Annotated in this window: 10 protein-coding genes and 1 tRNA gene; 4 read left to right on the forward strand and 7 right to left on the reverse strand. The window is 73.1% G+C overall.

Translation table 11 applies throughout. From position 1 onward, the window contains the following. Positions 1 to 334 precede the first annotated feature (334 nt). Positions 335 to 844: a GNAT family N-acetyltransferase gene (locus ACOV8S_RS23515; RefSeq protein WP_448320045.1), complete on the reverse strand. Its 510-nt coding sequence runs from the start codon at positions 842 to 844 to the stop codon at positions 335 to 337. 66 nt (positions 845 to 910) lie between these two features. Next, the gene (locus ACOV8S_RS23520) at positions 911 to 1,534 is read right to left on the reverse strand and encodes a DUF1349 domain-containing protein (protein WP_448320046.1); all 624 of its coding nucleotides are present in this window, start codon (positions 1,532 to 1,534) and stop codon (positions 911 to 913) included. A 74-nt stretch (positions 1,535 to 1,608) separates the two neighbouring features. Here ACOV8S_RS23520 and ACOV8S_RS23525 point away from each other — a divergent pair, with 74 nt between their 5' ends. After that, on the forward strand, positions 1,609 to 2,385 hold the full coding sequence (locus ACOV8S_RS23525) for an SDR family NAD(P)-dependent oxidoreductase (protein ID WP_448320047.1): 777 nt from the start codon (positions 1,609 to 1,611) through the stop codon (positions 2,383 to 2,385). A 16-nt stretch (positions 2,386 to 2,401) separates the two neighbouring features. Next, positions 2,402 to 3,145, forward strand: coding sequence for an SDR family oxidoreductase (locus tag ACOV8S_RS23530; protein ID WP_448320048.1), 744 nt, complete (start codon positions 2,402 to 2,404; stop codon positions 3,143 to 3,145). Positions 3,146 to 3,233: 88 nt separating this feature from the next. On the opposite strand, the gene ACOV8S_RS23535 is transcribed toward ACOV8S_RS23530, so the two are convergent. The 3 genes from ACOV8S_RS23535 to ACOV8S_RS23545 form a co-directional block, all read right to left on the reverse strand. Further along, positions 3,234 to 4,583: a M14 family metallopeptidase gene (locus ACOV8S_RS23535; protein WP_448320050.1), complete on the reverse strand. Its 1,350-nt coding sequence runs from the start codon at positions 4,581 to 4,583 to the stop codon at positions 3,234 to 3,236. A gap of 216 nt (positions 4,584 to 4,799) precedes the next feature. Further along, complete coding sequence (locus ACOV8S_RS23540; RefSeq protein WP_448320052.1) at positions 4,800 to 6,536, reverse strand: ankyrin repeat domain-containing protein; 1,737 nt, start codon at positions 6,534 to 6,536, stop codon at positions 4,800 to 4,802. A 171-nt stretch (positions 6,537 to 6,707) separates the two neighbouring features. Then, a tRNA-Trp gene (locus tag ACOV8S_RS23545) sits at positions 6,708 to 6,780 on the reverse strand. A gap of 315 nt (positions 6,781 to 7,095) precedes the next feature. Here ACOV8S_RS23545 and ACOV8S_RS23550 point away from each other — a divergent pair. Continuing rightward, positions 7,096 to 7,668 (forward strand): snapalysin family zinc-dependent metalloprotease, encoded by a 573-nt coding sequence (locus ACOV8S_RS23550; RefSeq protein ID WP_448320053.1) that lies wholly within the window; start codon positions 7,096 to 7,098, stop codon positions 7,666 to 7,668. A gap of 146 nt (positions 7,669 to 7,814) precedes the next feature. Here ACOV8S_RS23550 and ACOV8S_RS23555 read toward each other — a convergent pair whose 3' ends face one another. Then, the gene (locus tag ACOV8S_RS23555; RefSeq protein WP_448320054.1) at positions 7,815 to 8,189 is read right to left on the reverse strand and encodes a MerR family transcriptional regulator; all 375 of its coding nucleotides are present in this window, start codon (positions 8,187 to 8,189) and stop codon (positions 7,815 to 7,817) included. Between the two features lie 79 nt (positions 8,190 to 8,268). On the opposite strand from ACOV8S_RS23555, the gene ACOV8S_RS23560 reads away from it, so the two are divergent. After that, complete coding sequence (locus tag ACOV8S_RS23560; RefSeq protein ID WP_448320056.1) at positions 8,269 to 9,393, forward strand: alkene reductase; 1,125 nt, start codon at positions 8,269 to 8,271, stop codon at positions 9,391 to 9,393. 112 nt (positions 9,394 to 9,505) lie between these two features. Here the strand turns inward: ACOV8S_RS23560 and ACOV8S_RS23565 are convergent, their stop codons facing one another. Beyond that, complete coding sequence (locus ACOV8S_RS23565; RefSeq protein WP_448320057.1) at positions 9,506 to 9,940, reverse strand: VOC family protein; 435 nt, start codon at positions 9,938 to 9,940, stop codon at positions 9,506 to 9,508. Positions 9,941 to 10,380: the final 440 nt, after the last annotated feature.

The raw sequence follows: 10,380 nt of genomic DNA on the forward strand, positions 1-10,380 counted from the left end.
GGCGGCGGGGAGGGACAACGGGCCGGTGACGGCCAGGGGAAGGGCGAGCAGCAGACCTAACCAGCGGCGGCGCGGTAATCGTCTCTTGAGCATGTACGGCTCCTGCGTTCGTACGGGAGAGCGGACAGAGCGGCGCGGACCCGCCTGGTCGCGGGCCCCTGCCGCATCGGTACTACACATGTGCCCCGCCGGACGCTAGTGCCTCTCCCGCCCAGGCACCAGGCCGCCTACGTCCGGGACCTGCGCGCGCGGAGCTCCTGGCGCGGCTCCCCCCAGTCGTACGTGCTCGCGTTCGTGCCGTCCCCGCGGGCCCGGCCGTGCCGTCCCCGCGGGCCTACCGGCCGGTGTCGCGGCAGGTCAGGACCCGGGTGACGGAGCCGTCGTCCTCGGTCACGTCGCGGACGTGCTCGAAGCCGAGCTTGCCGAGCACGGCCAGGGAGGCGGTGTTCGGTTCGGCGACGGTGGCGTGCACCTCGGTGAGGCCGAGGGCGCCGAAGCCGTGGGCGACGATCGCCGCGGCCAGCTCCCGCCCCAGGCCCGAGCCCCAGGTCCCTGGCGCGAGGGCGTAGATGATCTCGTGACCGCCCAGCTCCTCGTTGGGCTTGATCTCGGCGTGCCCGACCAGGCGCCCGTCCTGCCGCACGGCCCAGACGTCGAACAGCTCCTGCGCGTACACCTTGGTGAAGACCCGCCCGAACAGCGCGCGGTACTCCGCCTCGGGCTCGGGGCCGTCGCCCATCCAGCGGGAGACCCTCTCGTCGAGGAAGAGGGCGACGAAGTCCTCCTCGTCCTCACGGCGGTAGGGCTCGAGCAGCAGGCGGGCGGTGCGCAGTGTCGGGGTCACGCGGTGACGCTAACCGGCCCGCGATCACCCCGGCAAACCACTTTCACCTGCGCGTACGCGGCCCTCTCAGGAACCGTCGCGCAGGTCGGCGGGGACCGAGGGCGTAAAGGTGACGTCCTCGAACCAGGCGGTGCAGCCCTGGCCGGTGGGCGACTGGGCGAGGAAGCCGACCGTGGTGCGCCGGGCGTCCGCCTCGTGCTCGTGCTCGTGCAGGGAGAAGTAGCGCAGCAGGCGCCACCACTGTCCGTCGGTGGAGGCGTGGAAGGCCCAGGCGCGGCCCGAGCGGGTGATCCTCAGCCACAGCGTGTCGCCGGACACCTCGAAGGCGTTGGCGTCGTCGGAGGTGCCGCGGGTGACCACGGTGACCGCGGTCGGGGTCTTCTGCGGGGAGTACTCGAAGCAGAGCTTGGCCCAGCGGTCCTCGGCCGCGTGCACCAGCAGCACGCCGGCGTCGAAGGCGGAGGCGAACTCCACCCGCACCCGGGCCGCCAGGCTGAAGTCGCCCTCCGGCGGCACGCCGGCGAGCCGGCCGGCGTCCGGGGGCGTGCCGCCGCCCGCCGGGTCGAGGAAGAGGTCGGTGCCGGCCTGTCCGGTCAGCCGCAGCGATCCGCCGGACGTCTCGAACACGCACGGCGGCCCGCCCTCCGGTGTGAGCGGGAAGGGCAGGCTGGGTAGGGTCGGCTCGGTCACCGTCGGAGTCTCGTAGGGTGGGTGACGGATCGTCAAGAGCGGCAGTCGCCGCTCCGTCACGGGGAGAGGCCACCTTGAGCAGCGTCTTCGTCACCGGTTCGGCCCAGGGCATCGGCCACGAGACCGCCCGGGCACTGATCGACGCCGGGCACCGGGTGGTCGTCCACGCCCGCGACGACCGGCGCGCCGCCGAGCTGCGCGCCTCCCTGCCCGGCGCCGCCGCCGTGCTGACCGGCGACCTGGCCTCACTGGGGAGCACCCGCTCGCTGGCCGCGGCGGCCGCGGAGGCGGGCCCCTTCGACGCCGTGATCCACAACGCGGGTGTGGGCGGCGGCGCCTCCGAGCGGGTGACGACCGGCGACGGGCTGGAGCACATCTTCCAGGTCAACGTGGTGGCGCCCTACCTGCTGACCGCCCTCTCGCCCCGCCCGGCGCGCCTGGTCCTGCTCACCTCGGGGCTGGAGTCCGCGGGGCGTCTCGACTTCGGCGACCTGACGTTCGCGAAGCGCGCGTGGGACGGCATGCAGGCCTACTCCGACAGCAAGCTCATGGACGTGGCGCTCGCCTTCGCCCTGGCGCGCCGGTGGCCGGACGTCGTCGTCAACGCGGTGGACCCCGGCTGGGTGCGCACCCGGATGGGCGGTCCGAACGCCACCGACGCGCTGCCCGACGGCGCCGAGACCCAGGTGTGGCTGGCCTCGTCCGACGAGCCGGACGCGCTGGTGACCGGCCGGTACCTCAAGCACCGCGTCTCCCTGCGGGCCAATCCGGCCGCCTACGACCTGGACGTCCAGGACCGGCTGCTGGACGTCCTCGCCGGGATCACCGGCGAGACCATCCACCACTCCTGACACGGAGGAGCCCATCATGCGGATCGCCGTCGCCGGCGCGACCGGCAACATCGGCGCCCTGACCGTCGCCGCCCTGGAGGAGGCCGGGCACGAGGTCGTGCGCATCAGCCGCTCGCTCGGCGTCGACCTGACCACCGGGGAGGGCCTCGACGCCGCCCTGACCGGTGTCGAAGCCGTCGTGGACGCCACCAACGGTCCCGCGGCCGACCGTGACGAAGCGGTCGCGTTCTTCGGCACCTGCACCCGCAACCTGCTCGCCGCCGAGGCGCGGGCGGGGGTCCGGCACCACGTGCTGCTCTCGATCGCCTGTCTGCACCGCGTCGAGGGCAACGCGCACTATGCCGGCAAGCGGGAGCAGGAACGCCTCGTCTCCGAGGGCCTGGTGCCCTGGACGATCGTCCCGGCGACCCAGTTCCACGACTTCGCCGAGATGGTGACGGGGTGGACGGAGCAGGACGGCGTCGCCACCGTCGCCCCGCTGCTGCTGCGCCCGATCGCTCCGCAGGACGTGGCGGACATCCTCGCCGAGATCGCCACCGGCGCTCCGCAGGGGCAGTACCGGGACGTCGCGGGGCCCGACCCGCAGGACCTGGTGGACATGGCCCGGCGCACCCATCAGGCGCGGGGCCGCGCGGTCCGGCTGGTGCCGACCTGGACGGGGCTGTTCGGCACGGAGATGGCCGGTGAGGTGATGCTGCCGGGTCCGGACGCCCGCATCGCGCCGACCACCTTCGAGGAGTGGCTGGCCAAGCAGCACTGAGGCCAGGGCGGCCGCGGCCCCACCGCGTCGTGCACGCGGTGGGGCCGCGAAGCCACCGGCGGGGCCGCGAAGCCACCGGCGGGCCGCGTCAGGCGCAGTACTGCGCCTGCTTGCCGATCGAGCGGTACATGCAGTCCGCGTTCTCCAGGAGTTGCAGCACCGCGTCCCGGTTGCGGGAGGTCTCGCGGTCGATCACCTCGTCGGGCGGGTAGAACCCGCCGCCGGAGCTGGACGACGGATACATCTCGAAGGTGTACGAGAAGATCTTGTACGTGCCCCAGAGCCAGTCGTTGATCGACCCGTCGGTGATGTACAGGTCGCTCGACTGCTCGGCGGTGTAGCCGTTGCTGGCGGCCATCTTCTGCCCCACCGTGGCGAGGGCGCTGCGGTCGTCGGCCGTCAGACCGGTCGCGGTGTCGGCCGTGGTGTACCCGTAGGGCCACAGCACCAGCTCGCTGTAGGTGTGGAAGTCGATGCCCGCCTTGATCTGCTGCTTGCCGCCCACCACGCGCCCGCGCACGAAGTCGGCGACCACCTTGACCTCCTTGGCCGACTCGCCGGCGGTGCCGCGGTAGGTGTCGGAGGACGTCGAGCCGGAGGAGCCGCCGCAGCAGCCCCAGCGGTAGGCCCAGTTGCGGTTCAGGTCGGTGCCGACGTAGCTGGAGCCCGAGTTGGGCTGGCGGTTCTTGCGCCAGGAGCGGTAGGAGCCGGTGGCCACGTCGTACTCGCCGCCGTCCGGGTTGAGGTCCGGGATGATCCAGATCTCGCGGCCGTTCACCATGCTGGTGACCCGCGAGTCGGTCCCGTAGTCGCCGGTCAGCTCACGCAGCAGGTACAGCGCCATCTCGACGGTGAGGTGCTCGCGGGCGTGCTGGTGATGGGTGAACAGCACCTCGGGCTCGGCCTCGTCGGTGGCGACGTTGTCGCTGATCTTGACGGCGACGATGTTGCGCCCCTGGTACGAGGTGCCGATGACCCGCTGCGAGGCGATCTGCGGGTTGGCCTGGACGATCGCGTTGATCTCGGCCGTCATCTCCGCGTAGTTGTGGTAGCGCGCGTCGGCGGTCGGGAAGTCGAGGGGGCGGACGTCGTCCTGCCCTGCGGACCGGTCGGGGACCGAGCCGAGCGGCATCACGTCGTAGCCCAGCGAGCGCAGTTTCCTGATCTGGTCGGCGCGGCCCGAGACGACGACACCGTGGCCGTGCACCTCGTCGACGGTCACCCCTGCCCGCTGCAGGGCGGCACGGTCCTCGGGGGTGGAGTGCAGGGTGATCTCGTACTGGCGGACCTCGTCCGCCGCGTCCGACGCGGCGGTCGCCGTCGGCGTGTCGTCGGCCGTGGCCGACACGGGTGCGGCGAGCGCCAGGGCCAGCAGGGCGGCCAGGGCGGCGGTGCGTCCGCGGTGGCGGGCGCCCGTGCCGTGGGGGCGGAGTCGCATGAAGTCTCCTTGGTTCTCCGGGAGTACCGGGATTGTCCGGCCTGAGGGAGTGGAGCGGGGCGTTGCGACGTGCGCGTACGACGTGCGGGTGCGGTGGCGCTCATGGTGAGCGCGTGGCATGTCTGGGTCAAGGGTGGCGGGGCGGGACGGGCCGGAACTGTCCGGAACCGTTCCTCGGCCCGCCGACAGGGCTCTCGGCCGCTGCTCGGCCCGCGGCTACCTCTTGAGGCCCAGCCGCTTCCAGACGGGCTCTTCCTCCGGCGTCATCCCCGACCACCAGCTGCCGCGGTGGGGGTGCTCCCGCTCCACGCGTTCGCACAGGAAGGCCAGGTCGCTCCGCCCGTACGGACGAATCACCTGGGCCATCGTCAGACCACGGTCGTCGACCGCGTCGATGCGCGCGCCCATGGAGAGGAACGTCCGCACCAGGGCGGGCGAGCCCCCCGCGTACGCCGCCGCGTACAGCGGCGTCCGCTGCCGGCAGTCCTGGGCCTCGAGGTCGAGCCCCGCCTCGACGAGCCGGGGCAGCAGCGCCTCGTGGTCGAGCAGGTGGAGGACGTGCAGCAGGCTCCGGCGCCCGCCGTCCCGCACGCGCGGGTCGACACCGGCGTCCAGCAGCGCGAGCACACCCGCCGTGTCACCGTGCTGCGCCCGCTGGAACAGCTCGGCCCGCTGCACCCGCAGCGCCTTCGGCAGCCGGCCCCTCCCGGTCGTCCACGCCTCACGGACCGCGAAGCAGTCGGCCGGCCGCGGCTGCGCGGGCAGGCGGCGGCAGTTGGCCGGGAAGCGGCAGTCGGCCGGGATCTCGCAGGCGGCACGCTCCGGCGGCTGCTCGTGCTCGCCGTGCGGGATGTCGAGCCGCCCACCGCGGGAGACCACCTCGTGCCACTCCCCACCGCACCTCACGCGCACCGGCTCCGGCGTACGTGGACCCGGCGGCCCCTCGGGGACGGGGAGCGCGGGGAACAGCGAGGCGCCCACCAGTGGGTGGAGTGCGGCAGGGGTGAGGTGGCCGGCCCGCAGCAACTGCAGGTCGGGCAGCGGCTGGTGCAGCCACCGGGGCAGGGGCGGGGCGTCGCCTTGGGGTTCGGCCACCCGCGCGCGCACCGCGTCCCCGGGCCCGTCCGCCTGCTCGAGGAACAGCGTCCCGCGCCAACCGGCGTCGAGCCGGAACCGGCGCCCGGGCAGCTGGGCGGCGAGCCGTTGGAGTTCGTCAGCCAGCCGGGTGAGGGTGAGGAGGTGCGGGGCGAGCCGGAACCGGGGAGGTGCGCCGTCCAGCGGGATGCCCGCCGCGGCGAACGCCTCGGCCGTGCGCTCCTGCTCCTGCAGCAGCACCGTCCACTCGGTGCGCGCCGCGGGGTCGACGCCCGGGCCGTCGCCGGGGTCCGCGACGGGGAGGAGGGACGGATCACGAGGGGTGCCGTCGGCCTCCATGAAGGGTGGTCGGTCGGGGCCGCCGCCGCAGCGTTCCCGCAGTTCGGCGGTGTGCCGCACGTCCCACAGGTGACGAGCCGCCGACCAGTCCTCGCAGGTGATCGCCCCGGCCCTCGGCCGCTGTTCCGCCTGCGGCGACCCGAGGCGCAGCGCGAGACGCTGCGGGCCGTCGATCGTCGCGGGCGTGAGGACGTACAGGAAGACCGGCCCGTCCGTGCGCGAGGTGTGCCGGGAGAGCAGCACGGCCACGTCGGTGGCCAGCGTGGTCCGCCCGCCGAGCGTGCGCGGCAGGTGCCAGCGCATCAGGTCCGGGACGAGGTTTCGCAGGTCGTCCTCCACGGCGGCGGCGACATCGGCGCCGTGCCGTGCGGCGACGTCACGCAGGTCGAGGCCGACGTCGGCGTTGGCAGCCGCGCAGGCGCCGGCCCAGTCGCCCGCCAGGCGTCGCTCGGTGGCGCGCTCGATCATCGTGCGCGGCACGGCGTAGCGGCGGACCCGCCGCCAGCTCGACGTGTCCACGGGGTCCTGTCCGATCACCGGTCGACGCCCTCGACCACCCGCAGGCCGGGGCGGGCGCCGGCTGCGCGCTCCGCGGTCCCGGCCCCTCCAGCCGGGCAGCGCACGGGCGTGGTCGTGCTCATCCCGCTCCCCCACTCCCCCGGCCGACTCTTCCCCGCACCACGTGGACGGCAAGGCCGGTCGGATTCGAACCGACGTCCACCAGCGTGGAGCTCGGGTGCGACGACCACTGCGCTACGGCCTTGCCTGCGGTGATCCTAAGGGCCTCCCAGGGCGGGTGGCCATGCCCACCGGCACCACTGGTTCCCCGCGGGGGCGCTCCCCCTCTCGCCGCGTGGACCGCACATGCGGAACCCTGCGGCCGGTTCGTGACCGCGGGTGGGCGCTTTCCGGCCGACCTCGCTGACATGAGCATGACCTATCGGCCCGGTTGGGCAGTGTCCTGGGGCCCCTGGGAGAACCTACGACGGGACTGACGGCAGGTCACCTGCCGGCGCGGTGCCGCAACCCCCCACCCCGGTTCCGGACAGGGCCGGAACCCGTGACCGAAAGGACAGCCATGCAGAAGTTCTCGTGGCTCAAGGCGGCCGGCGTCGCCGCAGCGCTCACCTTCGCCGCGACGACCGCCGCGCAGGCGGCCCCGGCACCGGCCGGGACGGCGCGCGCCGCCGCGGCGGTGACGCTCCGCTACGACGACAGCCGGGCCGCCGGCTGGGAGTCGGCGATCGCCGCGGGCGTCGCCTCCTGGAACCGGAACGTCGACAACGTCCAGCTGGTCGAGGCCCCGGCCGGCACCCGCGCCGAGATCGTCATCGTCGCGACCACCGGCTGGCCGCAGGCGTACCTGGGCCCGGTGCGTCCCGGCGGCCAGGTACGGGTCGAACTCGGCAGCCAGGCCGTGGCGCAGGGGTACAACAAGACCCGCATCGCGGCCCACGAGCTCGGCCACAGCCTGGGGCTGCCCGACACCAAGCCCGGCCCGTGCTCCCAGCTGATGTCCGGCTCCAGCGCGGGCACCAGCTGCACCAACGCGGTGCCCAACGCGACGGAACAGGCCCGCGTCGAGTCCTTCTACGCGGGCGCCCTGACCGCGGGCGCCACCACCGGCCGCACCCTGGTCGACGCCCCATAGGTTCCGTCCGGCGGATCATCGGCGGAGTGGGAACCGGATCGCTGCGGGGGTGACGGTGCCGTGGAGGACGTACGCCCTGTTGTCGTGACGAGTGGCGACGACCCACGTACCCCTCCGCTCCGCCGAGGCCGTGCCCGGCCGGGACCTCACTGCCGCAGGTGGGGCGCGGCCGAGGCCGTGGCGATGACCTCGTCCAGGATGTCCCGGGAGAGGAGCAGGTCGGCGACCATGCGATCGATGCGGGCCCTCTCGGCGGAGAGGTCGTCCACCAGCCTGCGGGTGGCGATCTCGCTCGGGGCGCCGTCCACGTCGCGTATGCAGGGCAGCAGTTGCGCGATCTTCCTGCTGTTGAGCCCTGCCGCGTAGAGGGCTTGGACGCGGATGACCCGGTCGACGGCCCACTCGCCGTAGTGCCGGTGGCCGCCCGGCGTGCGCTCGGGCCTCAGCAGGCCCTGTGTCTCGTAGTAGCGCAGCGAACGCTCACTCACCCCGCTGCGCCGTGCCAGTTCACCGATCCGCATCGCGTCACCTCGTCCCCCGCACGCCGCGCCCGATCCAGGGCTTGAACTTGCCGTTGGTGTCAACTTTTACCGTACCGGCATGACGAACACAGCTGAAGAATCGATGCTCTTCGCACCCACCCGCCTCGGCGGCCTGGACCTTCCCAACCGCCTGGTGATGGCTCCCATGACCCGCAACCGCGCCGACGCCGGCGGAGTCCCGCAACCGGTCATGGCCACCTACTACGCCCAGCGCGCCTCGGCCGGACTGATCGTCGCCGAGGCCTCCACCCCGAACGCTGTGGGGCAGACGTACCCGAACATCACCGCCATCCACCATGCCGGGCACGTGGCCGGCTGGCGAGGGGTGACCGACGCCGTACGCGCGGCGGGCGGCCGGATGTTCCTGCAACTGCAGCACGGCGGCCGGGTCGGCCACCCCGACACCAGCGGACACACTCCCGTCGCCCCCTCGCCCGTCCCGCTCCCGGAGCCCGTCCACACCCCCAGTGGGCCGCAACCTGCCGTCACACCGCGCGCGATGACCGCTGAAGAAATCGAGGGCACCGTGGCGGACTTCGCCGCCGCCGCCCGCAACGCCGTCGACGCGGGCTTCGCCGGGGTGGAGGTGCACGCCGCCAACGGGTACCTCCTGCACCAGTTCCTGGCCCAGGGGACGAACAGGCGCACCGATGCCTACGGAGGTCCCGTCGCCCACCGCATCCGCTTCGTGGTCGAGGTGGCCCGTGCGGTCGCCGACGCGATCGGCCCCGATCGGGTCGGCGTGCGGATCTCTCCCGGAGTCACCGTGAACGGCATGGAGGAGGGCGACACCGAGGACATCTACCCGGCACTCGTGGCTGCCCTTGCCGAGGTCGGCCTCGCCTACCTGCACGTCGTCTTCGCCGACCCGGAGCAGGGGCTCTTTCACGAGGTACGTCGCATCTGGCCCACCACGCTGATCGCCAACCCGGTCCTCGGCTGGGGCCAGCCGCTGCCGGCCGACGGCGGGAGGCAGGCAGGCGAGCGGCTGCTCGCCGCGGGAGCCGACTTGATCTCCCTCGGCCGCGCCTTCCTCGCCAACCCCGACCTCGTCGAGCGTCTGCGCACGGGAGCCCCGGTCAACCAGGTACGGGACCAGGGCCTGATGTACACAGGCGGTGAGCTCGGCTACACCGACTACCCCACCCTGGCCGCCGCCCGGCAGCAGTCCGGGACGCCCTAGCCTGCCGGATGGTGACGCCTGATCCCGCCGACGGGTCGGCGATGCGCCTGGGGCGGCCTACGCGGCACAGTCGCCGCACGTCACCCACCGGCCACCGGGCCGGCCGAAGTGATCAGTCGAGGCAGAACTCGTTGCCCTCGATGTCCTGCATCACGATGCAGGACTCGTTCTCGCCGTCGGCACGCATCGTCCGCACGTGCACCGCGCCGAGCTCGACCAGCCGTGCGCATTCGGCCTCGAGCGTCGCCAGGCGCTCCTCACCCACGAGTCCGGTACCGGCCCGCACGTCGAGGTGCACCCGGTTCTTGACGACCTTCCCTTCGGGCACGCGCTGGAAGAGCAGCCGCGGGCCCACCCCCGAGGGATCACTGCACGCGAAGTAGATCACCTGCTCCTCGGGCGGCAGAGAGCGGTGGTGGTCCTCCCACGTGTCGAACCCCGCGGGAACCGGCGGCACGACGTACCCGAGCACCTCGCACCAGAAGCCGGCGAGGCGTGCGGGTTCCGCACAGTCGAAGGTCACCTGGAACTGCTTGATCGTTGGCATCGGCGCACAATAGCAGGGGACTTGGTCATTTCCGCAGGCCGGAGAACCGCGCTTCGTCGAGGGAGCGGCCCTGGTCGGCCGCCGAAGGGTCCCTCCTCGTCGTCGGCGAAGACCGCCCCCGTCGCACGGGTCCTGGCACACGTCGAGGGCCAGGTCGACCATGGTGACCCCGGACGGGTTCGGCCACTGCTAGGGCGTGGCGACGTCGCAGCGGACGTGCCGACCGGGCCCCAGAGCCACACACCGTGCTCGTCGGTACCGCGCGTGGCTGGACCTGGCCGGGTAGCGGACGGTCGTGGACCGCCCGGCGGCGAACCCTCCGCCCAGCGCCCTGCGGCACCGCGCTCCGGCCGACAACTCCGTTGTACAGGACCTACGTTGTGGGAGATCATGCCCGTGTATGACCTCGCGAGCAGAAGAACCCGTTGACGAAGGGGCCC

The sequence above is a fragment of the Streptomyces sp. CO7 genome, from assembly GCF_053474865.1.

Bases quoted from the DNA above. Each gene is read 5' to 3' on its own strand.
- ACOV8S_RS23550 (WP_448320053.1), top strand. From the start codon at position 7,096: ATGCAGAAGTTCTCGTGGCTCAAGGCGGCCGGCGTCGCCGCAGCGCTC.
- ACOV8S_RS23530 (WP_448320048.1), top strand. From the start codon at position 2,402: ATGCGGATCGCCGTCGCCGGCGCGACCGGCAACATCGGCGCCCTGACC.
- ACOV8S_RS23560 (WP_448320056.1), top strand. From the start codon at position 8,269: ATGACGAACACAGCTGAAGAATCGATGCTCTTCGCACCCACCCGCCTC.
- ACOV8S_RS23565 (WP_448320057.1), bottom strand. From the start codon at position 9,940: ATGCCAACGATCAAGCAGTTCCAGGTGACCTTCGACTGTGCGGAACCC.
- ACOV8S_RS23535 (WP_448320050.1), bottom strand. From the start codon at position 4,583: ATGCGACTCCGCCCCCACGGCACGGGCGCCCGCCACCGCGGACGCACC.
- ACOV8S_RS23555 (WP_448320054.1), bottom strand. From the start codon at position 8,189: ATGCGGATCGGTGAACTGGCACGGCGCAGCGGGGTGAGTGAGCGTTCG.